21 protein-coding genes are annotated in these 24,120 nt (G+C 47.9%); 5 read left to right on the top strand and 16 right to left on the bottom strand.

The features are described from left to right. Positions 1 to 12: 12 nt before the first annotated feature. A complete protein-coding gene (gene mtaB / locus ST42_RS09270) occupies positions 13 to 1,380 on the bottom strand; it encodes a tRNA (N(6)-L-threonylcarbamoyladenosine(37)-C(2))-methylthiotransferase MtaB (protein ID WP_044073282.1) in 1,368 nt (455 codons plus the stop codon). 421 nt (positions 1,381 to 1,801) lie between these two features. Between mtaB and ST42_RS14070 the strand changes: the two genes are divergently transcribed. Both ST42_RS14070 and ST42_RS09280 read left to right on the top strand, forming a co-directional pair. Then, positions 1,802 to 1,972 (top strand): PG1828 family lipoprotein, encoded by a 171-nt coding sequence (locus tag ST42_RS14070; RefSeq protein WP_022317203.1) that lies wholly within the window; start codon positions 1,802 to 1,804, stop codon positions 1,970 to 1,972. A gap of 461 nt (positions 1,973 to 2,433) precedes the next feature. Next, positions 2,434 to 2,859 (top strand): hypothetical protein, encoded by a 426-nt coding sequence (locus ST42_RS09280; RefSeq protein ID WP_156139343.1) that lies wholly within the window; start codon positions 2,434 to 2,436, stop codon positions 2,857 to 2,859. Between the two features lie 32 nt (positions 2,860 to 2,891). On the opposite strand, the gene ST42_RS09285 is transcribed toward ST42_RS09280, so the two are convergent. Both ST42_RS09285 and ST42_RS09290 read right to left on the bottom strand, forming a co-directional pair. Then, a complete protein-coding gene (locus ST42_RS09285) occupies positions 2,892 to 3,566 on the bottom strand; it encodes a YggS family pyridoxal phosphate-dependent enzyme (protein ID WP_044073287.1) in 675 nt (224 codons plus the stop codon). Between the two features lie 59 nt (positions 3,567 to 3,625). Then, a complete protein-coding gene (locus ST42_RS09290; RefSeq protein WP_044073290.1) occupies positions 3,626 to 4,156 on the bottom strand; it encodes a DUF4494 domain-containing protein in 531 nt (176 codons plus the stop codon). 249 nt (positions 4,157 to 4,405) lie between these two features. Between ST42_RS09290 and ST42_RS09295 the strand changes: the two genes are divergently transcribed. Beyond that, the gene (locus tag ST42_RS09295; RefSeq protein ID WP_022317199.1) at positions 4,406 to 5,056 is read left to right on the top strand and encodes an HD domain-containing protein; all 651 of its coding nucleotides are present in this window, start codon (positions 4,406 to 4,408) and stop codon (positions 5,054 to 5,056) included. A 55-nt stretch (positions 5,057 to 5,111) separates the two neighbouring features. Further along, positions 5,112 to 6,977 (top strand): M6 family metalloprotease domain-containing protein, encoded by a 1,866-nt coding sequence (locus ST42_RS09300; RefSeq protein ID WP_042518969.1) that lies wholly within the window; start codon positions 5,112 to 5,114, stop codon positions 6,975 to 6,977. Between the two features lie 579 nt (positions 6,978 to 7,556). Here ST42_RS09300 and dapA read toward each other — a convergent pair. The 13 genes from dapA to ST42_RS09370 form a co-directional block, all read right to left on the bottom strand. Next, positions 7,557 to 8,441 carry a 4-hydroxy-tetrahydrodipicolinate synthase gene (gene dapA / locus ST42_RS09310; protein ID WP_022316224.1) on the bottom strand — a complete coding sequence of 295 codons (885 nt, stop codon included), beginning with the start codon at positions 8,439 to 8,441 and terminating at the stop codon, positions 7,557 to 7,559. Positions 8,442 to 8,546: 105 nt separating this feature from the next. Then, a complete protein-coding gene (locus tag ST42_RS09315) occupies positions 8,547 to 9,464 on the bottom strand; it encodes a DMT family transporter (protein WP_044073294.1) in 918 nt (305 codons plus the stop codon). 53 nt (positions 9,465 to 9,517) lie between these two features. Next, positions 9,518 to 10,261, bottom strand: coding sequence for a tRNA pseudouridine(38-40) synthase TruA (gene truA / locus ST42_RS09320; protein WP_044073295.1), 744 nt, complete (start codon positions 10,259 to 10,261; stop codon positions 9,518 to 9,520). A gap of 99 nt (positions 10,262 to 10,360) precedes the next feature. Beyond that, on the bottom strand, positions 10,361 to 11,896 hold the full coding sequence (locus ST42_RS09325; protein WP_044073296.1) for a RapZ C-terminal domain-containing protein: 1,536 nt from the start codon (positions 11,894 to 11,896) through the stop codon (positions 10,361 to 10,363). 304 nt (positions 11,897 to 12,200) lie between these two features. Further along, a complete protein-coding gene (gene groL, locus ST42_RS09330) occupies positions 12,201 to 13,829 on the bottom strand; it encodes a chaperonin GroEL (protein WP_044073297.1) in 1,629 nt (542 codons plus the stop codon). Positions 13,830 to 13,868: 39 nt separating this feature from the next. Then, the gene (locus ST42_RS09335) at positions 13,869 to 14,141 is read right to left on the bottom strand and encodes a co-chaperone GroES (protein WP_044073298.1); all 273 of its coding nucleotides are present in this window, start codon (positions 14,139 to 14,141) and stop codon (positions 13,869 to 13,871) included. A gap of 162 nt (positions 14,142 to 14,303) precedes the next feature. Beyond that, a complete protein-coding gene (locus ST42_RS09340; RefSeq protein ID WP_044073299.1) occupies positions 14,304 to 15,707 on the bottom strand; it encodes a threonine/serine exporter family protein in 1,404 nt (467 codons plus the stop codon). 88 nt (positions 15,708 to 15,795) lie between these two features. Continuing rightward, on the bottom strand, positions 15,796 to 16,863 hold the full coding sequence (gene thiL, locus ST42_RS09345) for a thiamine-phosphate kinase (protein ID WP_022315803.1): 1,068 nt from the start codon (positions 16,861 to 16,863) through the stop codon (positions 15,796 to 15,798). Positions 16,864 to 17,142: 279 nt separating this feature from the next. Beyond that, positions 17,143 to 17,952, bottom strand: coding sequence for a purine-nucleoside phosphorylase (locus ST42_RS09350; RefSeq protein WP_082028628.1), 810 nt, complete (start codon positions 17,950 to 17,952; stop codon positions 17,143 to 17,145). Beyond that, positions 17,837 to 19,012, bottom strand: coding sequence for a tetraacyldisaccharide 4'-kinase (lpxK, locus tag ST42_RS09355; RefSeq protein WP_044073301.1), 1,176 nt, complete (start codon positions 19,010 to 19,012; stop codon positions 17,837 to 17,839). The genes ST42_RS09350 and lpxK overlap by 116 nt, the downstream gene beginning before the upstream one ends. Positions 19,013 to 19,039: 27 nt before the next feature. Then, entirely contained in the window at positions 19,040 to 20,812 is a 1,773-nt protein-coding gene (gene sppA / locus ST42_RS09360) for a signal peptide peptidase SppA (protein ID WP_044073302.1), read from the bottom strand. 102 nt (positions 20,813 to 20,914) lie between these two features. Beyond that, positions 20,915 to 22,159: a DUF4861 domain-containing protein gene (locus tag ST42_RS09365; RefSeq protein WP_052488301.1), complete on the bottom strand. Its 1,245-nt coding sequence runs from the start codon at positions 22,157 to 22,159 to the stop codon at positions 20,915 to 20,917. A 108-nt stretch (positions 22,160 to 22,267) separates the two neighbouring features. After that, positions 22,268 to 22,585, bottom strand: coding sequence for a heavy metal-binding domain-containing protein (locus ST42_RS09370; protein ID WP_022315798.1), 318 nt, complete (start codon positions 22,583 to 22,585; stop codon positions 22,268 to 22,270). 735 nt (positions 22,586 to 23,320) lie between these two features. Between ST42_RS09370 and ST42_RS09375 the strand changes: the two genes are divergently transcribed. Next, the gene (locus ST42_RS09375; protein WP_044073304.1) at positions 23,321 to 23,686 is read left to right on the top strand and encodes a hypothetical protein; all 366 of its coding nucleotides are present in this window, start codon (positions 23,321 to 23,323) and stop codon (positions 23,684 to 23,686) included. Positions 23,687 to 24,120 lie beyond the last annotated feature (434 nt).

The following is a 24,120-nucleotide window of genomic DNA, read 5'->3' on the forward strand; positions in this document are numbered from 1 at the left end:
AAGTTATATTTGTTATCTATCTAAGATTTCACACATCAGGGCTGTCTTGTCATGGTTGAAACCACCGAGTCTGACCATCACGAGCTGGTTGTCGAGATCATCCGAAGACTTTGCCGCCGGCAGCTCCACTCTCACATAGTTGCGTGTGAAGCCATGCATCGCCCTGCCCCGGGTGGATTTCTCGAAGAGCACCTCCGCTTCCTGTCCGATATATCGGGAATAGAACGCCTGTGTCTTCTCGTCGGAAAGTTCTATGAGGCGCTTGCTCCTCAGTTTCTTGTCCTTGTCTGAAACCACATACGGGATACGCAAGGCGGCAGTGCCCGGGCGCTCTGAATATGGGAACACATGGAGATGGGTGACATCGAGGCGCTTCAGAAATTCGTATGTCTCCTCGAAATACTCGGGCGTCTCACCTCTTGTTCCCACCATCACGTCTACTCCGATGAAGGCGTCGGGCATATATTTCTTTATCAGTTCTATCTTGTGTGCGAAAAGCGCCGAATCATAACGGCGGTGCATGAGTTTCAACACTGCGTCGGAACCGCTCTGCAACGGGATATGGAAGTGTGGCATGAAGGCGCGGCTTCGGGAACAGTATTCGATGAGGTCGTCTGACATAAGGTCTGGCTCCAGACTGCTTATGCGGAAGCGCTTTATCTCCTCCACTCCATCGAGAGCCTTCACGAGGTCGAGGAAACTCTCATGGGTGGTGGCTCCGAAGTCACCGATGTTGACTCCGGTGAGAACAATCTCCTTGCCTCCCTCGGCAGCTGCCTGACGTGCCTGTTCCACGAGTGAGCTGATGCTTGGGTTGCGACTGAATCCGCGGGCATAGGGAATGGTGCAATAAGTGCAGAAATAGTCACATCCGTCTTGCACTTTCAGGAAGAAGCGGGTGCGGTTGCCTCTGGAGCAGCTGGGTGCGAAGGTCTTGATGTCTTTCGTCTTCACGGAATAATGCCTGTGAAGCGACTCTCCGTTAGCAGCGGTTTCTGAGTCTGACTGCAACTGGGTCCAGGCGTCGGAGAGATACTGTATGAGACTCGCTTTCTCATTGGCTCCCAATACAAGGTCAACACCGTCTATCTTGCTGATGGTCTCTGCCTCAAGTTGAGCGTAACATCCGGTAACGACAACAAAAGCTCCGGGATGCTGGCGCACCATACGATTGATTGCCTGACGGCATTTATGGTCGGCGACTTCGGTCACCGAACAGGTGTTGATGAGGCAGATGTCTGCTTTCTCTCCTTCAGCGGCATTCCTCACTCCCATATCCTGGAGCATCCTGCCGAATGTTGAGGTTTCAGAGAAATTGAGTTTGCAGCCCAATGTGAAATAAGCGGCTGTCTTTCCTTGAAAAACGGATGTATCTATCATTTTCTTGTATTTCGATATTTTTAATTCACCTTGGTAATTACAATTAAAACTGCAATATACCATATATTATTCATCCATACATACATTATTATATATATAAAAGAATCGCTCGTTTTGCAAAGGTAGCTCATTTTTCCATAAAAACCGCTATGCGGGGCTGATGTTTTCCTAAAATTAAGTCAGGAAAAAGAAAAACTCTACTATAAAAACAAGGGATTGTAAAGGCACACAAAAACTATTATAGAAAATTTAACACTTTGATTAATTTCATATTTCACTGATTAACAACAACTTACAAAAAAGTTACATTTTATCCCTAAAAAAAACTCTAAAAAAGAGAACAACGTATCAGAAAAATACTTACCTTTGCAGCGTTTTAATAAACAAATGATTGTTTTACAGATTTAAAAAGCAAAGAAAAATGAAAAAATTGGTTTTAATGTTCGTAGCTATCGCAGCTATCTCTTTCGCATCATGTGGTAACAAAACAGCTCAGGCTGAGGGCGCTGATACAACTGACACTGCAGCAGTTGATACAGTTGACACAACTTCTGTTGACACAACTTCTGTTGACACAACAGCTAACAAGTAATTCTGCGAAAGCTAGAACTATTTAAGCGAAAAGACCAAGCCGAGGAACTCAGTTCTTCGGCTTTTTTGTGTCTATACCCTACAAAGCGACCAACGCAATCCTGCTTATCCGACACCTGTAATTCATCAGACTGCACCAAGGACAACCCTGAACAGACTCCATCACGCTAACCAGACATACTGAAACCTGCAACCACCTTGTTAGCACCCTGCACACAAGACATCAACACAAAAAGAACGCTTATACTTATTGTTGTAATATTTCATGTAACATTTTAGGGAATCCAACGATTTACATGCTTTTTGAGAGGATTTGCAAGTTTTTTGGAAGAAAATGCCATTTATTTATCTGCCCACCACACCTATCTTTGCAAAAAAAGAAAGCAACAATCCGTTCATCGCATGGCAAAGACACATAAAAAAGATAATATCACGAAAACAATAACGACAAAAAAATCTGTTATGAATAGACTGACACCTTTACTGCTGTTCATGGTGATGATACTCTCATCATGCAACAAGGAAACCAACGACTACGTGACGGCATTCCCTTATATGGAAACGGACAAGGGGAAGTGGGGAATGATAACAACCGATGGAGAAGTGCTGTTCTCACAAGAGTTCAAAAACCAACCTACCGTGGTGAGAAACGGTGTGTTCCTGGTGAAAAACGAAGCCAACCTATGGGAGATATACAAGGCGGAGAAGAAACCGGAAAAGATTGGCTCTGAATATACCGGCGCCACAATCTTCAGCAACGGCAGGGCTATAGTATGCGAGAAGGACAAATACGAGACAATTCCTACGGAAACACGGACGACACCCAGGAACCTGAACCTGACGCATACAATTAAACCCCATATCGGTTATCAGAACGTTAAGCCCTAATGACCGATTTGGGTTAAAGCATTGCTTCATCATCAATATACTCTCGGTCCGAAGATGGTAGTGCCAACTCGCACCATAGTGCTTCTGCATTCCACGGCAATCTTGTAGTCGTGGCTCATTCCCCAGGAACGCTGGCAGAAATCTGCAGAGTCGGCAAAATACTTTGCCTTCACCTCATCGAAGAAGTCGGCAGCCTGAATGAACTCGGAGCGTATCTGGTTCTCGTCATCGGTATTCGATGCCATCATCATCAGTCCACAGATACGCACGTTATTAAGATTCCGCCATTCGCCATCGTCGAGAAGCTGGCGGCAGGCGTCAATCGTCAGTCCGTATTTCGTAGCCTCCTGTGCGATATGCAGTTCGAGAAGCACATCGATCACGCGGTCGTGCTTTGCAGCCTGCTTGTTGATTTCCTTGAGCAGCTTGAGCGAATCCACGGCATCCACCATAGAGATATACGGTGCGATATACTTCACCTTGTTGGTCTGCAGATGTCCGATGAAATGCCATTGAATATCCTTGGGCAGCGTGTCATACTTCTTTGAGAGTTCCTGTTCGTGGCTTTCGCCAAACACCCTCTGTCCCTCGGCGTATGCTGCCTCTATATACTCGTTGGGATGAAACTTGCTCACGGCAACGAGAGTCACTCCCTCGGGAATGTTGCTCTTAACTTCGCGCAGTTTGCCTGCTACATCATAATCCATGGTAATATAATTTTAGTTGAAAAATAAGATTTCCTGACTCTGCTATCTATCACCGCACCTTATTCTGCAGCTGCCTCGCCTTCGGCAGCCGGCTGCTGCTCGTATTCCGGAACGTCGTTGGGCTCCTCTTTCTTCAGTTTGGCGGCTGAGTTATGCTCGAAGACGTCCATTATCTGTGTCTCGGCAACAGAAGCTATTACATAGTCGATAGCTGTAGTTCCCATCACCTTGTCTATGTTGGCAACTGCCTGGTTGAAAGTGTTGGCATGAACGAGGTAGTTCACGTTGCTGCGCTTCTCCTTCTCTGTCTTTTCGTCGATAGTGATAAACTGGAGCTTTGCCTTGAAAAAACGGTCGGCGGATGCATCCTCGCTGAAGAAAATCTCTCCGTAAGGCGCCTTCTTTATGTCGCGCACCTCAAACTCACCGCTTATATAAGCCGACATCTCGTCGATGATAGACGACTCTGCCTCCGTGAAGCTGAGAGCGTCTACAACGTAGAGCTCGGTAATCTTTTTCTGCATTCCATCCTCCATCATCTTTTCGTAACGGATCTTGCACTCAAACCATGTTGAAGTTCTTGTTCTCATAATTCTATAGTTTTATCGATTATTTTCCTTTATATTCTTGTTCTTAATTCTATCCAGCTCTCCATACCATCTCTCCGACAATCTCTACAGGACACAACCAAGCACGTAGGGAGTTAGTTCTTACTGTAGTATCATTCATCTGCTCAATCTTTTTGCCGATATGGGGGTTCAAATGTGTTAAAACCGCCAATGGCTTGCAAAAATAAACATTAAATCGTATATTTGCAAAAAAATAAGAACTACTTTTGCATGATAGACATTAATGTAAGTTTGGACCTGATGGAGTTTGTCGAGACACAGATTCTACCGAGATATGCCAATTTCGACCAGGCCCATCGTCTGAACCACGTCAACCATGTCATCAAACAGTCGCTGGCTCTGGCAAGGAAAATCGGTGCCGACATCAACATGGCTTATGTCACGGCGGCTTACCACGACCTGGGACTGGAGGGACCGAGAGCTATACACCACCTGACGAGCGGGAAAATACTGATTTCAGACACAAGACTGAAGAAATGGTTCTCTGCCGAACAGATGAAAATTATGAAGGAGGCAGTGGAAGACCACAGGGCTTCGGCATCACACGCTCCAAGAAGCATCTACGGCAAGATTGTGGCTGAGGCTGACAGGGAACTCGAACCCGACACCGTGTTCAGACGCACGATACTCTACGGACGCGACCACTATCCGGAGATGAGCATGGAGCAGCAATGGGACAGGTTTACGGAACATCTCGACAACAAATACTCCAATACGGGATACATAAAACTATGGATTCCGGGGAGCGAAAACGAAAAGAACCTGAAGGTGATAAGGGATTATATCAACAACCGGACAGCTCTCAGGGCTTTGTTCGACAAGATTTTCAACGAACTGAACGGAAACGAGGCTGAACAATAACCTTCAGCCATCTTAATCTTAACGATATTAACTTCAATATTATTAATACTGCACAATGAGAAAGAAATTACTATTCGGACTTCTGTTTGCCGCAATGACAGCAGGGGCAGTGAAAATGAAGCCTGGAATCAATATCATCAAGCAGGCTGACGGAACGACTATAACCGTTAGAGCCTACGGAGACGAGGACTTGAGCTATTTCCTCGCTTCTGACGGCACACTGCTCTATCAGGAAGGCACAAACTTCTATATCGCCGGCGTGAAAGCCGACGGCACTCTGTATTCAACCGGAGTGCTCGCCCACGAGCCAAGTATGCGAACGATAAAGGAAATCTCTGCCATCAAAGCGCAGAACGCCAAGGCTTTCTACAATTCGATGGAGACACAGGCAAAGGCAAACAAGGTGAGACGTGAGCCTATGACACCGGACAATTCTTTGCTGCCTTCGCTCGGCAAACACAAGATACCGGTAATCCTCGTGGAATTCAGCGACGTGGAATTCAGCGTGGAGAATCCTAAGGCTACCTTCGACAAATATCTCAACGGCAAAGAACTTTTCAACAAGGAGACCGACCCGGAGATGGGACAGAACTATGCCAGCGTGGCTAAGTATTTCAAAGACATGAGCTTCGGAAAATTCGAGCCGGAATTTGAAGTGTATGGTCCTGTGAACCTTGGCAAACCTCTCGCAACATACGGAGCGGGATATTCATCAGAGGAGAATATGGGACTGCTGCTCACCGACGCCTGCACAGCTGTTGACGACGAGGTGGACTTCACCCAATATGACTCTAACGACGACGGTAATATCGACCTCATCTACATCATCTACGCCGGATTCTCACAGAGTATCGCCGGAAACTCTACCGACTGCATACATCCGAAATCGGGTTATCTCTCACTGGCAAAATCGTTTGACGGAATGGACGTGAAGCGCTATGGCGTGAACAACGAGCTGAACGGCACACCGGCTGACCAGGCGAATGGACCGATAATAAACGGCATAGGACTTTTCTGCCATGAGTTCTCACACTGCATGGGACTGCCTGACCTATATCCGAAATCGGGTTCAATTGCAGAGGCTTGCATAAACCAGAATATGGACTACTGGAGCCTGATGGACGCCGGAGAATATACAGCGAACGGATACCGCCCTACTGCTTACACAGCATGGGAGCGCGAGCGTCTGGGATGGATGGAAATCGGCACACTGACCGGTCCTTCAAACGTGGAACTGAAATCGCTTGACGAGGGTGGCGCAGCATTCCGCATCTATAACGACAAGGACGAGACGGGCCACGAGTATTATATCGTGGAGAACGTGCAGAACAATGGTTGGAACAAGAACCTGTTCGGCAACGGACTGATGGTGACCCACGTTGACTATCTCTCAAGCCAGTTCTCACTCGGAGGATGCAAGGTGAACAACACTGGAGGTCATCCACGCATGCATGTCATGGCTGCCGACGGTATGTTCGTTCCTGAATACTTCCTCGGTTCTACCATCGAGGACAGCTACATCACATTCCTGAAGGAGCACAACGCTGACCTCGTGGCAAAATACGGCGGACAAGTATTCAGCATCGAAGACTATAAGGCTGAGGCTGCCGGCGACCTCTTCCCTGGCACATCGAACGCTACATCGCTGACCGACGACTCACAGCCTATGAAGGCATGGACATACAATGGAGAGACAATGGGCAAGCCTATCACCGACATCACTAACGATACGGAGAAGGGCATCGTGTCATTCAAGTTCATGGGCGGCGGCGAACCTGTTGACGGTATCAACGAGGTGACTGTAAACAAGACAACTGACAGCCATGTATACTCTATCAGCGGAACATATATGGGCAACGACATCAACAGCCTGCCAAAGGGTATATACATCCGCAACGGCAAGAAGGTGATAAACAACTAACGGTTATCCCGACGACATCCCGCCTTGTGCCGCATGTTGCCAATGATGACAAGCATTGCAAATGGCAACTGACAATGTCTACGATGACAAACGGCACACAGACTTTAACAATATTGCGCCCTGAAAGGCTAAAAGCCAGAATCTTTCTTCTGGCTTTATCCTTTCAGGGTGCTTTTGTTTTTTTTAAAACCCAATCGGTCATTAGGGCTTGCTTGGATTTTGAATTTTTAGAAGAGTGGTTTTTGTTTGGCTTTTAATGAGTAATAGCGAGCTATTACGAATTAAAAACAGGCAAAAGACACCTTATAAAAAACAAAAGACTGCAAGCAGTTATCAAAAATATACCTTTAACGGCCTAATGACCGTTTTGGGTTTAAGCCCAATCGGCCATTAGGGCTTGCTTGGATTATGTCTTGTTCATTACAGTCAGGTAAAACTTATTGCAAGCTACATAAGGGCTGACCTTCTATTCTTATAATAGTATGCTGCCGAATATGAAAATAGGCTGAATCCCAACAAATGAGACCCAACCTAAGGAACTTATTCAATGATCTAAACCAAAGATTCAAAATATGTTGTTCAGAGTCTGAACTTCAGACACTCACTGATTTTCTGCATCGTGGTGAGACGCGTCGGCACAAGAGGAAGACGCAACACATTCTCTATCATTCCCATCTCATGGAGCATCGCCTTCACACCGGCAGGATTACCGTCCACGAACAGGAGATTGAAGAGATCGGTAAACATGTGGTGTATCTTGCGTGCCGGCTCAAACTCTCCATTCTGCTCCAGCCTCAACATACGTGAGAACTCCTTGGGCAAAGCATTGCCGATTACGGAGATTACACCAACCGCTCCACAGGCTATCATCGGGAATGTCAAAGCATCGTCACCGCTGATAACATCAAAGGTGTCGGGCTTGTTCTTTATAATCTCGTCAACCTGCTCCAGATTGCCACTCGCCTCTTTCACGGCGACAATGTTCTTGCAGTCGCGAGCCAGACGAACAGTGGTTTCCGCCTTCATGTTGACACCCGTTCTGCCAGGAACGTTATAGAGCACCACTTTCATGTCTGTGGCATTGGCAATAGTCTTGAAATGCTGGTATAGTCCTTCCTGCGAAGGCTTGTTGTAATAAGGGCAAACGCTCAATATTCCATCGATACCTGAGAAATCGCGCGTATGGAGTTCCTCAACGATGGCTGCAGTATTGTTTCCGCCACATCCCATGAGAATCGGCACTCTGCCTGCCACTACTTCTACTACAAGTTCCTTGATCCTCTGCTTCTCGTCATCTGTCAGAGTCGGGGTCTCGCCTGTGGTGGCGAGGATGCAAAAGAAATCTGCGCCATTTTTCAACTGATATTCCACCAGCTGCTTGAGTACTACATAATCTACAGCGCCAGACGCATTAAAGGGCGTTATAAGGGCTATTCCGAGGCCCTTGAATATGTTTTGAGACATAATGGTTATGATTTCATATTAATATTCTATTGCAAATGTACTATTTTATACGTTATTTGCAAAACATTTTGCGCCCTAAAATTCAAATTCGACAACATCACGAGATTATTTGCTGCCTATATATAAGAATACCATACCCAAAAGCACAAGAAGAAGGTCTACCATCTTGCTCTTGAGATTCTTTTCATGAAGCAACACGGCACCGAAAAGGAACGATACTATCACACTGCCTCTGCGCACCATCGACACGATACTTATCATGGCATCAGGGAAACTGAGGGAATAGAAATATACGAAATCTGCCGCACTGAGGAAGATGCTGATGAAGATGATTCCCCAATGCCAGCGGAAGGGCGTAGTGGTGTTGCGCTTGGGATACCACAACACAAGCATCATAACGAGCATCATGAAGCACTGATAGATGTTGTACCAGCTCTGCACCATCATACTGTTGAGCCCCACTCCACCTTTATCTTGCGGTGCCATGAGGTATTTGTCGTAGAGTCCGCTGACAGCACCGAGCACAGCGGCAAGGATGATGAAATATATCCACTTGTCGTGTTTGAAGTCGATGCCCTCCTTCTTGCCGCTTCTGCTGAGCATGAAAAAGGATGCGACAGCCAGCGCCACACCAATCCACTGATAAACGTTGAGCCGTTCGCCAAAGACGAGCAAGGCTCCCACCAATACCATTACAGGACGGGTGGCATTGATTGGTCCGACGATAGTAAGCGGCAGATGCTTCATACCGAAATATCCGAATATCCAGGAGGACAATACGATAAAGCTCTTGCCGATTATATATTTGTGGACCTCCCACCCTCCGGATGCCACATGGAATATCGACCCGTCGAGCACCGTGGTGCTTGACGACAAGAGGATGAACGGCAGGAAAATCAATGATGAAAACAACGTGTTGAGAAACAATACCGGAATTACAGCATTGTCGCGCAGCGACTGCTTCTTGAAGGAGTCATAGAATCCGAGAAGCGTCGCTGATAAGAATGCTAATATCAGCCACATGATTATATATATTTTTTTATTGTTTATTGTAGACCAGTTGACGGTTCATCTTCTTACTCATCAAAAGGATACTTCACGTCTTCAAGAAAGAGAGCATTGCCTGGCATGCTCTCGCCTGCCTTGCAGCGGTTTTTGCCTTCTATCACGCTCTGAAACTGTTCCAGAGTCATGCGATGGCGCCCCACCTCGATGAGCGTACCTACAACAGCTCTCACCATATTACGCAAGAACCTGTCGGCAGATATGACGAAATGCCAACAGCCACAGCCGTCGTCCACCCATTCGGCTCTTGTCACCCTGCATATAGTGGTCTTCACATCGGTATGTGTCTTGCAGAATGCAGCAAAGTCGGAAGCCGAAAGCAACAGCGAAGCTGCCTTGTTCATCAATGTGAAGTCGAGGTCGTAATGTGTCTCACACGAGAAGAAGCGATAGAACGGATCTTTACGCGTGTGTATATAATAATGGTAGGTGCGCTTCGTGGCACTGAAACGTGCATGCATATCAGCATCCACCGGAACGACCTTCATCACGGAGATGTCGCGCGGCAGCAGTCTGTTGAGCTTGTATGCGAGTTGGGGACAATTAACGGATGCGTCATGCTCGAAATGTGCTACCATCACACGGGCATGCACACCGGCATCGGTTCTACCGGCTCCCACCACTTCCTTCTTCTCGCGAAGCAATGTCGAGAGGGCACGCTGCAGCTCCTCCTGAACAGAATTGCCATTGGGCTGCACCTGCCAACCGTGATATGAGGTGCCGTCATAACTCAAATAAATGAAATATCTTTGCATGAAAGTTTTTATATTATAAAGATTACGAGAACGATACGACATGGAATGAGCCTTGTAAACTTGTCTACTCGTCAACTTGTCTACTCGTCTACTCGTCATTTATCTTCTGTCCAACACCTGTGAGATATTCTGCTCTCTATGCACCACCCTCACTTCTATTCCGAACTTCTGGTTGAGATGCTCGGCAAGGTGTTGTGCAGAATACACACTGCGATGCTGACCGCCTGTGCAGCCAAAACTGAACATCAGGTCGGTGAAGCCGCGCTGCATATAGCGAGCCACATGAGCGTCTGCCAACTTATACACGCTGTCGAGGAATGTCAGTATCTCACCGTCGTCCTCCAGGAATCGGATTACCGGTTCATCGAGCCCTGTCAATTTCTTGTATGGCTCATAACGACCGGGGTTATGGGTGCTGCGACAGTCAAACACATAACCACCGCCGTTGCCTGACTCATCTTCCGGAATGCCCTTGCGGAATGAAAAGCTGAATACCCTTACGACGAGAGGTCCCCTGCCGTCATACTTCGAGAATGTGGCAGGACCATCCTGCGGATGTCCCTTGAAGATAGAAGCGTCATCGGTCTTGAGTCCGTCAGTGCGACTCTGGCGCGGTTCTTCCTTGGGAGCAAACTGCGGCAACTGTGTGAGACGCTTCAGCATGTCTATCATATATGGATAGTGGAACACGTCGAGTTCCAACAGTTCTCTCAGGTTCTGCATAGCCGCAGGAATACTGTCGATGAAATATTTCTTACGTTCGAAATATCCGCGGAAACCGTATGCGCCGAGCACTTGCAGCGTGCGGAACAACACGAAGAGTGACAATCTCTCCACGAAATGCCTCACCGAAGGAACTTCAGTATAATTCTTCAGCGAATGATAATACTCATATATCAGTTCGCGTCGCAGCTTATGCGGATATTTCGCAGATGCCTGCCAGAGAAAGGAGGCGATGTCATAATAGAAAGGTCCTTTCCTGCCGCCTTGGAAATCTATAAAATATGGATTGCCGGCATCATCGAGCATTATGTTGCGTGCCTGAAAATCACGATAGAGGAAAGAGTCGGTGTTTTCTGATGTCAGGTCTTTGGCAAAGAGTCTGAAATTTGCCTCAAGCTTCAGCTCATGGAAGTCGAGGTCTGTAGGTTTCAGAAAACAATACTTGAAGTAATTGAGATCGAAGAGCACACTGTCCTGGTTAAACTCAGGCTGCGGATAACAATTGCTCCAGTCCAGCCCCACAGCTCCCTGCATCTGTATAGCCGGCAACTCTCGTATGGTGTTCACGAGCAACTGCTTCTCTTTCCGGGTATAGCGTCCACCGGCATCCCGTCCTGCCTTGAGAGCATCGTAGAGCGAAGTGCCGCCAAGGTCGGTCTGCAGATAGCGCAGCTCATCATCCGACACACAAAGAACGGTAGGCACCGGAAGTTTCATCGAGTTAAAATGTTCGGCAAGATATATGAAGGCGTGGTTCTCGTCGCGACTTGTTCCAATGACTCCTATTACAGTCTTGCCTGCCGCATCCGTAAATCTGTAATACTCACGGTTGCTGCCAGCTCCCGCAATCTTCTCCGTTTTGGCGGGTTTCTCACCCGACCATTCTGCATAAAGTTCTATGAGCTTTTCCATGATGCAAAAGTACGCAAATAATTCTACATACAAATATATAGATACAAAAAAAAATCGGATGTCTCACGACAACCGATTTTCAAAAACAAACTACTTAAAAACTAATCTACTAAAACAAATCAAAAAATAATGTTATATTATTATGCTAATATATTCTTCTTTTATTTACGCCACAAAATTATGAATAACTTTCATCACTGCCAAATTATTTGACAAGAAAATTATAAATTAGTGATAAAAGGAACAAAAAAGGGAGCCAGCACACAAACCGACTCCCTCTTTTGTTATCTTAACTTGTCATTTTTTACATCATACCGCCCATTCCAGGGTTTCCCATTGGCATCTGAGGCTTCTCCTCTGGCTTGTCAACGATGAAACATTCAGTCGTGAGGAACATACCTGCGATTGATGCTGCATTCTCAAGAGCTACACGAGCCACCTTGGCAGGATCAATAACTCCCGCTACACGCAGATCTTCATAAACATCCTTACGGGCATTGTAACCGAAGTCACCCTCGCCTTCGCGAACCTTCTGTACTACTACAGCACCTTCGCCACCGGCGTTGCGCACGATCTGACGGAGAGGCTCCTCGATGGCACGCTCAACGATGTTGATACCTGTCTGCTCATCAGCATTCTCACCCTTTATGTCTTTGAGCACGCCGAGAGAACGGATGTATGTGGTACCACCACCTACTACTACACCTTCCTCGATTGCGGCACGTGTAGCGCAGAGTGCATCGTCAACACGATCCTTCTTCTCCTTCATCTCTACCTCGCTGTTTGCACCGACATAGAGCACAGCTACGCCACCAGACATCTTGGCGAGACGCTCCTGCAGTTTCTCCTTGTCATAAGTGCTTGTAGTATTTGCGATTTCATTCTTGATCTGAGCGATACGGTCGGCGATGTTTTCTTTCTCTCCGGCACCGTTCACGATTGTGGTGTTGTCCTTGGAAACAGTCACCTTGTCGCAAGTACCCAGCATCTCAAGAGTAGCCTGCTCAAGCTTCAAGCCCTTCTCCTCGCTGATAACAACGCCACCTGTCAATACTGCGATATCCTCGAGCATTGCCTTGCGACGGTCGCCGAAACCAGGAGCCTTTACAGCACAGATCTTCAAGCCACCACGCAGACGGTTGACAACCAATGTGGTAAGAGCCTCTGAATCAACATCCTCAGCGATTACCAACAATGGGCGTCCGCTCTCGGCTGCTGGCTGCAGGATAGGCAGGAAGTCCTTGATGTTGCTGATCTTCTTGTCGTAGATAAGGATGTATGGGTTCTCCATCACACACTCCATCTTGTCAGAGTCTGTAACGAAATATCCGCTCAGGTAACCACGGTCGAACTGCATACCCTCAACCACATTGATATATGTGTCGCGGCTCTTGCTCTCCTCGATGGTGATAACACCATCCTTGCTCACCTTGCGCATTGCATCGGCGATTAGCTTACCGATTTCCGGGTCGTTATTGGCACTGACAGTAGCCACCTGCTCAATCTTGTCGTAGTTGTCGTCAACAATCTCAGCATTCTCCTTGATGTAAGCAACGACTGCCTTTACAGCCTTGTCGATACCACGCTTCAAGTCCATTGGGTTGGCACCGGCAGTAACGTTCTTCAAGCCCTCGTTCACGATAGCCTGTGTGAGGATGGTAGCTGTAGTAGTACCGTCACCGGCGTCATCGCCAGTCTTGCTTGCCACGCTCTTCACGAGCTGTGCACCGGTATTCTCAAAACGGTTCTCAAGCTCGACCTCCTTGGCTACGGTAACACCGTCCTTGGTAATCTGTGGAGCACCGAACTTCTTCTCGATGACAACGTTGCGGCCCTTAGGACCGAGTGTAACCTTTACGGCGTTAGCCAACTGGTCTACGCCCTGCTTCAACATCTCGCGGGCATCTACATCAAACTTTATTTCTTTTGCCATGATTGTAATCCTTTTAATTAAATTGTTGTTCTATACTAATTATTTTGTCAATACAGCGAGCACATCGCTCTGGCGCATCATGAGATACTTCTCGCCCTCAAACTCGAGCTCTGTGCCGGAATACTTTCCGTAGAGCACCTCGTCACCCTCTTTCAGAATCATTTCCTCGTCCTTGGTGCCATGACCTATGGCAACGACTTTTCCATGAAGAGGTTTCTCCTTTGCAGTGTCTGGGATAATGATACCACCAACCTTCTCCTCTGCTGGAGCAGGTACGATTAAAACTCTGTCTGCTAATGGTTTGATATTCATAATTGTATGTATTTAATTGTTTATACTATTAATTTCCGCTGCAATCCATTTGCGAGCGTTCACCGGTCCATATACGAATAGTGTGCCAAAACGTCCATACGACATTTTGGCACACCACGGACGTGACTTATTGTCACATCTTGTTGCTTATAAGGTTTCTGTTTATTCCGGATCAAGTCCTTCGAAAATACGTTTCTCGCGGCGTTGCGCAATAAGCTGGTTCAGCTTATGCTTCCTCATCGGCATCAGCCAGCGGCGCGCATAGATGTTCGGAATGGCTACACCAATGGCGATGCACAGGATGATGAGCGATGCCTTCACTGCATTAGAGAACGCCTCGGTAAGTTCTCCCACCACGCCCTGCATCTCTATAAGTGCGAAAAGCGCACGATACATAAGCACTCCCGGCACCATCGGTATGACACTCGGAATGGCGAGACACTGATGTGGCGCATGGAACACATGCACGAACTTCACGGCAATGATGCTGATAAGCGTCGATCCTACAAGCGATGCCATGATAGGTCCCTGGTCGAGTCCTACGTTGTTGTTGCTCGCTCCGAGATTCACGAAGTTTCTCGAACATACAGCGATGATACCTCCTATGGCGACTACCCAAAGCAGCCTCTTCGGTATGTTGAAAATCATTGAGAATCCCATTGCCGATATTGCTGCCGCTATAGAATAGCTGATGTATGTGTTGTGTGGCGTCATGCTGAGGTCTTTCACAAAGTTGTCCACTCCACACACCGTAATCGCCATTGATATTCCGAACGACATCGCCGTGACCATAAGCAGCGTGTTGATGGCTCTGCTGAGTCCCATCTGGATATGGCTTTCTATCATATCCGACACGAAGTTTATCAGCGGTACGCCTGGCACAATGAACAATGCGCATGCCATGAGCGGATGCCACGGTGTGTCGGTATGCAAGATGGCATACAGCCATTCTGGCAGATACTGTGCTGCAGCCGGTGTCGATATGAATGTCGAGAGCCATGCGAGGAGCGTGGATACGAATGCGGCAATTCCGATGTTCACATATCCGTTAGACCCTTTCTCGTTGAGATAGGCTCTCAATCTGAATCCCACGATGGCTGCTATCGAGGCATAGAAGAATGCCGTCCAGTCGCAGCCGAACTGTATGCAGAAACCTCCGCAGGCAAATCCCGCTCCCACAGCCACCTGGTTCACCGTGTAGTTGCGCGGTTTGCCATTTATCTTCTCAAGCTCCTCCTCATATTTGTCGAGAGAATAGTCTTCTCTGATTGCCTTCCATGAGAGTTGGCTGATTTCCGTTATGGCAGTCATGTTTATGCCATGCCTGTCGCAACGTTGGAATTTGCTGAGCGAGTGTTCCTCATCACTGAGGTTCACCTGAAGCATATTGTACGTCACATGAATGTGCAGATTCTCTTCCGGCAATCCGAGGAATGCTGCCGTACGATGCATGTTTCTGATTATTCTATTTGTATCAGCTCCACTTGCCACGAGCACTTCACCGGTTCTGAGCAACAGGTCAAGTTCGCGTCTGATTTTCTTTTCCTTTAATATTCTGTCCTCCATGAAGATCTGTGCTTGTTCCTTAGTCCTTCTTCTTTATATTTATATAATTAGTCGATATATATTTTATGAAATCCTTTCCTTTAATCCATCACGCCAGTGGGTTCCATCCCTGCGCTTTCAGTTCAAACTCGTTTCCGTCTCTTGCCACGAGCTGCAAGCCATATTCTTTCTTCGTGATGTTTCCTATCAGTTTCACGTCGTCGAGCTGTCTCACTTTGTCCAGGTCGCCAATTGGCACGGTGAAGAGCAGTTCATAATCCTCTCCTCCGTTCAGTGCGCAGGTGGTCACGTTCATGTTCATCTCCTCTGCCATGACAGCCGTCTGATAGTCTATCGGAATGTTCTTCTCATACACTCTGCATCCGCATCCGCTCTGTTCGCAGATATGCATCAATTCGCTGCTCAGTCCGTCGCTCACGTCCATCATCGCCGTAGGCTTGATGTTCATCTTGCGCAGGTTTTCTATCACGTCGCCTCTTGCCTCCGGTTTGAGCTGTCGCTGCAGCAGATATTCTCTTCCGGCGAAATCGGGCTGGAAGTCCGTCAGCATCTTCAGGGCATTTTTGTCGTTTTTCTTCTTTGCCTCTTCCACCTGCTGATAATACACATGCTTTTCTCTCTCCAGCAGCTGCAGTCCCATATATGCCGCTCCGAGGTCTCCCGACACGCAGATGAGGTCGGTGTCCTTGGCTCCGTTTCTGTATATGATGTCTTCTTTGTCTGCCTCTCCAATGCAAGTGATGCTTATCGCCATGCCTGTATATGATGAAGTGGTATCGCCTCCCACGATGTCGATGTTCCATTTGTCACACGCCATCTGCAGTCCGCTATAAAACATCTCCATGTCTTCCACCGAGAACCTCTTGCTTATAGCCAGGCTGACGGTCATCTGCCTTGGTGTTCCTCCCATGGCGAAGATGTCGCTGATGTTTACCATCGCTGCCTTGTATCCCAGGTGCTGTAGGTCGATGTATGTCAGGTCGAAATGCACTCCCTCCATAAGCATGTCGGTTGTCATAAGCACCTCCTTGTCTGGATAGTGCATCACGGCGCAGTCGTCGCCTACACCTTTCAGCGTTGAACTGTTTTTTATCTTTATTCCATCCGTAAGACGATGGATGAGCCCGAACTCTCCGAGCTTTGAGATATCTGTCATTATTTTCTTTTGTTTCTTTATATTATTTGGGTATCGCAAGTATTAAACTTGCGATACAGTTGACGAGTAAACGAGTTGACAAGATGACAAGTAAACAAGTTGACGAGTTTTAGTGGGCAAAACCAAAGTAACTTGTCCCGTCACCTTATATTATATAGGTCACAGGACAAGTCAATATCCAAACATACTCCCGTCTGCCAGCAGCCCTGGCGTTTCACTACATTGTCTGCCAGTCTGTCTGCCCCACGTGTCTATATGTTTACAAGTTCTCCGTCTCTATCATGCGCGTCTGATCATCTCACGCATGATTTCAGTCATAAGCGGCTGTGCGTTGTTTGCAGCCACCTGCACCTCTTCGTGGCTCACCTCCACCGGTGTGTCCTCGAGTCCGAGGTCAGTGATGATGCTGATTCCGAAGGTCTTGATGCCGCAATGATGTGCCACGATAACCTCCGGCACGGTGCTCATTCCCACTGCGTCGGCTCCCATGCGGTGATACATCTTGTATTCTGCAGGTGTCTCGAATGTAGGTCCCTGCACTCCCATATACACTCCATGCACCACTCTGATTCCCTTCTCTCGGGCGATGTCTTCTGCCTGCTTGATGAGGGCGTGGTCATAGGTCTCGTGCATATCCGGGAAACGTGGTCCCGTGGGGAAGTTCTTTCCGCGCAGCGGATGCTCCGGGAAGAAGTTGATGTGGTCTGTGATGATCATGAGGTCTCCGATCTTGAATTCCGGGTTCATGCCTCCCGAGGCGTTAGACACGAAGAGGGTCTTGATGCCCAGTTCATACATCACTCGGATAGGGAATGTAACCTCCTTCATGTTGTATCCCTCATAATAGTGGAAGCGTCCTTCCATCGCCATGATGTCTACGCCTCCGAGCTTGCCGAAAATGAGTTTTCCGGCATGGCCCTCCACTGTAGATACAGGGAAGTTGGGGATTTCAGAATAGGGGAACTCATAGCTGTCAGTTATTTCTGAAGCTAATTGTCCGAGTCCTGTTCCCAGAATTATCGCTGTTGTCGGACTTGTTGTCATCCTTTGCTTTAGCCAGGATGCTGTTCCTTGAATTTTTTCGTACATAGCCAATAATATTTTCGTTAAAATCTTCTTCTTGGTCTAACATGAAGCCCACTTCCACGGGCAGCACGTAGATATTCTTTTTCACCTCGTCGCTCAGTCCTTCCATTCCGCAGAGTCTGGCGTTGTCTTTTTCCGTGGTGACAATCATCTTGTCGTTGCCTTTCATCGCCTCAAATTCAGCATTGATGCGGTCGATGTCGGCATCGGTATACTGATGGTGGTCAGGAAAGGTGAGCGGTGTGATACGCTCCGTGTATGGCTTCAGGTCTACTATCATCTGCTGCGGCGACGCTATTCCCGTGAGCAGCAATATCGAGGTATCGCCTGTCAGCGTATCGAGTTTTCTGTCCTCACCGCCGTAGATGGGTCTCAGACTGCCGTATTTCAGCGTAGTGAAATACAGTTTCTGATACGGGAAGAGGTTCATCGCCTTGGTTAAGACCCTGAATTCCATCGGTTTGAGGTCGGCGGGACATTTCGACACTATCACGATGTCGGCTCTCGCCTTCCCCTTCTGCGGTTCTCTGAGTCTTCCTGCCGGCAGCAGTTTGTCATACATTATCAGTCTGTGATAGTCAACGAGCAGTATGTTCACTCCCGGCTTCACGTAGCGGTGCTGATAGGCATCGTCGAGAAGTATCACGTCGGTGTCTGACGTCTCCTCGTTTGTCGTCAACTGGTCGATGCCATGACAGCGGTCTTTGTCCACAGCCACATAGATATCGGCGAATTTCTTCTTCATCTGATACGGCTCGTCGCCAATGTCGCTCATCGGAGTGTCGGCGGTGGCAAGCATGTATCCCTTGCTCTTGCGCTTGTATCCGCGGCTTAGCACAGCCACTTTCACTTTGTCTCTGAGCAGATTGATGAGATACTCCACATGTGGTGTCTTGCCGGAGCCTCCCACGGTGATGTTACCAACGGAGATTACGGGGATGTCGAAGCTGCGGCTCTTCAGCATGCCCATTTCGAACATCTGGTTTCGCAGCCTCACTCCCGCTCCGTAGATCCAGCTCAGCGGCAGCAGCCAATCGTTGATTTTGATGAAATCGCCTTCCATATCTGTTGTGGAGTTATTGTTTTTTCGCTATTTTATTGTTATGACATAAGGCATGCGTGCCTGGATTGCCGACTGCCGGTTGATGTTTTTCAGCAACATGAATGTGGAGTAGTATTCTCCCATCGTCATGCGCATCTGCTCGTCGATGTAGCTGCCCGAAGAGAATCCGTTGTCCAGCAGGTCGTCCATCCAGCTTGCCTTTGCCGGATATTCGGCAGTATAGTAGTCATTTACCTTCGCAAGTTTCGCAGCCTTTGCCACGGCGTCATCGAGTCCGCCGAGCTGGTCTACGAGCTTTATCTTCAGCGCATCCTGTCCGAGCCATACTCTGCCCTGTGCTATCTTCTCCACAGCATCGGTAGAGAGACGGCGTCCGTCTGCCACACGCTGGCGGAAGAGTTTGTATCCGCGGTCGATATATGCCGAGAGATAACCCATCTCCTCTTCAGAGAACGGGCGAGCCATAGTGCCGAAACCGCTGTTCTTGTTTGTCTTCACCTCGTCGAACTTCACTCCGAGCTTCTCTGTGAGCAGTCCGCTGGCGTCTGGGAACATACCGAAGATTCCGATACTTCCCGTCAGCGTGGTTGGTTCTGCCACAATCCAGTTGGCTGAGCAGCTCATATAGTATCCGCCTGATGCTGCCATTCCGCCCATAGAAACCACTACCGGCTTCTTTGCCTTCACGAGTTGCACGGCTCTCCATATCTGTTCTGAGGCATAGGCGCTGCCGCCTCCTGAGTTTATCCTTATCACCACTGCCTTCACGTCGTCGTCATCGGCGAGGTCGCGCAGGTCTGCCGACACCTTGGCGCCGTCGATTACATGGCTGCGAGATGCCATTCCTGTGGCGTTGTCCACGATGTCGCCATAGGCGTAATACACGGCGATGCAGTCTCCGTCGTCGGCTCCGCCGGGCACTCCGGCCATTCCTGTTATGCCAATTGTGTTCACATCGTCGTCATCCTTCAGATTCATCAGTTTCTTCACCTCTGCCTTGAGCTGGTCAACATAGAGCAGCTTGTCCACGAGCTTGTATTTCACGTAGTCTTTAGGATCGCCCAATGTTATCATGTTGTCGGCATACTGGTTGAGCTGTGCAACGGTCACCTTGCGGCTCTTCGCCACGTCGGTACACACCGTGTTCCATATTCCGTTGATGAATGCAGACACCTGCTCCTTGTTGGCGTCGCTCATCTTGTCGCCGGTGAACATCTCGGTTGCACTCTTGTAGGCTCCTACTTTCACCACCTGCATCTTGACGCCGAACTTTGCCATCAGGTCTTTCACGAACATCGTCTGCGAGCAGATTCCGCTCCATTCCACCTGACCGCTGGGGTTGAGATACACTTTGTCGGCAACCGACGAGAGGTAGTATGTGGCCTGTGTATACACGTCGCCGTATGCCACTATCCACTTGCCGCTCTTCTTGAAGTCTACCAACGCCTTGCGCACCGCCTGCAGCGAAGCGTAAGAGTCAGAGACGAAGAGTCCCGACTGTATGTAAATGCCCTTCACCTTGTCGTTGTTCTTTGCCTTCTTGATGGCGAGCAGCAGGTCGTCGAGTCCTATCACGTCGGTTCTGCCGCCGGAGAGCACCGCCATGATGTCGTCTTCGGCACGCTCCTGCAGCTGTCCGTTCAGGTCTATCACGAATACCGTGTTGTCAGCAACGTCCTTTGTGGCACTTGACGAGGCAATCATGCCCACGATGCTCATCACGCTCATCACTCCCACTACGAGGCAGAAGATCATGATACCTACTACCGTAGCTCCTACTTGCTTGAAAAATTCCTTCATACTCTTTCGTTTTAATGTCAATACTACTTATATAACGCTGGCAGTATCTGGAAAACTACAGCATAGTTGACATTTATTTGATTTTTCTTTCCTTCCCGTCCGCTACTCTATGGTGACGGTCACGGGATTGTCGAGTTCTTTTTTCCATTGCTTCATCCATGCGAACCACTCCTTGGCGTCCTTATAGCCGAAGGTTTCCTTGTCGCAGGTGAACGCCATATTGTATGTGAGATAATTGCCGCCTGCCGTGTGCATGACATAGAGATACTGGTCTTTCTCTGTCGTCGGCTCGCTATCCACATATTTCTCCGGCACGTTGACTGCCAGACCAACCACGATTTTCGGTTTTCCGGCTATCGAGTCCTTGGCACCGTTAGGCCAGTTGCCGCCCCAGTCGCCCACGAGTCCGCGATGGTCGGAATACATCTTGTCGTTTAGATTGATGACTCCCGTGGCAAACTTCACGTCTTTTGCCGGCGTGTCCACCCAGGCATGCACCTCGCAGTCTCTGTGTCCGGCATAGATTATCACGTTCTGCCTCATGTTGAAGGTCTCGCCTGAGAGCTGCCATCCCTCGTCGGTGAGTTCCACGATGGTGCGGACGGGTCCGCTCGCCACCATACGCTGGCCTCTCGACAGCACCGGACTGACCATTGTCGGTTTCTCGCCGTCCCAACCGCGCAGGGCTCCGAGTCCCACTGTCTTGCCTGCCCAGAGCACATCGTCACCATATCCGTCGGCAAGCTGCTTGTCATCGGGATAGAACTGGCTTGTTTCGAGTTCGAGCTGCTTCTTGTACTTGCCGTAGAGGTCGAAGGTCTGACGCTCGTCGAAATACACTCTGTATGCCACGAGTTCTGATTCGAAATCTGCTCCGTGGTGATGCAGGAGATGGAATACGTCAACTCCTTCGGGTGCTGAGACCGAGTGGACGTAGGAACGGAATCCGTTCTTCACCTTCGTCTTGTTGTCTCTCATTATCATGTCGCCGTATGTGCGGCGCGGATAGCTGCGGTCCGCCTGCTTTTCCGAATACAGGTCTACGGTGACCACCTTCTTGCACTTGGCGTCCATGTCTATCACGAAGGCGAGTTCGTCATTGTGCAGGTCACGGTCCAGGTCGTCTATCTGAGATGCCACTTCCCTACCCTCGCATCTCACCACTGCATCCTTCACGTTGAAGGGCACATCTTTCAGTTGCAACACCACCGGAACGTCAGCACGCCTTACATTGAGAGGATTCTTCAGCGTCACGGTGAGTGTCTTGGTATCGGCAGCTGCTTCAATAGCGCCTGCCGTAAATACAGCGAGGCAGAGGAGCCTCACGATATTACTTTTCTTCATCATTTTGTTTGTTTCGATAGAGCTGCGAGTTTACACTTGCTACTCTTGGATTAGTCTTATTATATAGTAGTAGTATGTTTCTTCCCTCCTTGCAGATGGGGCTTTCGGAAATCAGATCACGACTGCCGTACCGCTGCAGACCACCATCAGCATGGAGTTGCCTGAGCCAACGGTCTCATAACTGAGACGCACGCCCACAACGGCATTGCCGCCGAGATTCACGGCATGCTGCTCTATCTCACGGAAGGCGTTGAATCTCGCTTCGGCAAACACCTGTTCGTAGGTTCTGCTCCTGCCGCCGAAGAAGTCACGGATACCTGCCATGAAGTCTCTGATGGCATTGGCACCGATTATCACTTCGCTGGTCACAATGCCCTTATATTCCTTAACCGGATGTCCCTCTATAGAGGGTGTTGTAGTTATAATCATTTCCTTTTATTTTAGTCAATACATAATTTGGGTGCTAAGTTACACATTTTTATTATTATTGCCAACTTAAATAGCACATTTTCATCTTCTGTAACGGTTTTCATAACAACGGTCATTTGGCAATAGATGTCATGGCTTCTTATTTCTATCATTCTCTTGATGCAAACAAGCGGAAAACGGGGACAAAGTCGGCGGTTTGCAAATGCCAAACATATTGTTTTATGGTAAAAATCCACAGGTTATAAAACCTCAGCACGAAGAACAGAAAACATAACGGCAAGCTATTACTCATAAAAGCCAAACAAAATTCGCTCTTCTAAAAATATAAAATCCAGGCAAGCCCTGATGACCGATTCGGGTTAATGTTTTTGGGCACTTTTCCGGAACGGGTTCTGCCCAACTGGGGCAAGCACCGTGCCCAACAGGGGCAAGCACGTTACCCAACAGGGGCAAGCACCGTGCCCAACAGGGGCAAGCACGTTACCCAACAGGGGCAAGCACCGTGCCCATTTCTTGCACTTTTTTGTTCTCCTTGCCAATGATGCTTGTGGCACTCCCTTTTCCCTTGCTGATTTCTATGCTGGATAATCTTTAGACAAAAACCAAGATACCCCCCGATGATACTTCTATGATACTTCAATGTTACTTTTCTGTAAAATATTCAGAAAAGTAACATTGGCGTAATTCTTTGGTGGTCTGTACTTTAGCCCCTTAAATGAAGCTCAAAATGATACTATGACACTTTGTTTCAGAAAAACAATAATAAAGAAAACGACCTCAAAGTACAAAGACGCTGACCAAATATACAATGATTGCAACAACAGGAAGATTGACCACATAGTCTCTGTCAATATTCTCAATGAGAATGCCAACCTTACAGACTGCAAATATGCTGTATTTGCAAACTATTCCTCTTCAGAAGTGATTGGACCACAAAGACTTGGAAGGTCACTGAGGCATAAGTCCCTCATCATTATAATGCCCTATTATGAGAACACCAGAGAGCAGGAAATCCATGAAAACATGATAAAGGACTTCAACAAGGATGCCATATACACCATCCATACTCTTGGTGAGTTGGGAGAATTTATAAAGAAATGATGTATCTCCTCATACAAGATACTGAATAAATTCATATCTTTGTATCCATAAAGTAAAAAGCAAAGGAAACCTTAGCAGGAAACTAATCTTTTTTAAGGTTGTCCTTTGTTTTCTTACCTTTGTCATCAAAAGATTAACATTATGACTAAAAAAAGAAATAATACAGGAGATATAAGCCTCTCAACCAGTTTGGACGGGCTTTTTGGATTGTTCTATGATGACAATGGCAACAAGGTAGAAAGGGAATATTATCAAGGACCCAATGGAACATTCTTTACTTATGATGATAACTACAATACTGTTCCTCTACTCATGTTTGACCAGATGGCTAACTAGACATCCAAATAAATTAACTAATTATATTAGAAATATGGATGCTTTGGAAGCTGTAGGTGGTAATCCCTTTATGCTTGATATGCAGGTGTCTCCTGATC

Origin of the sequence: Prevotella pectinovora (genome assembly GCF_000834015.1) — a bacterium.
In the GTDB taxonomy this organism is placed as follows: Bacteria; Bacteroidota; Bacteroidia; order Bacteroidales; family Bacteroidaceae; genus Prevotella; species Prevotella pectinovora.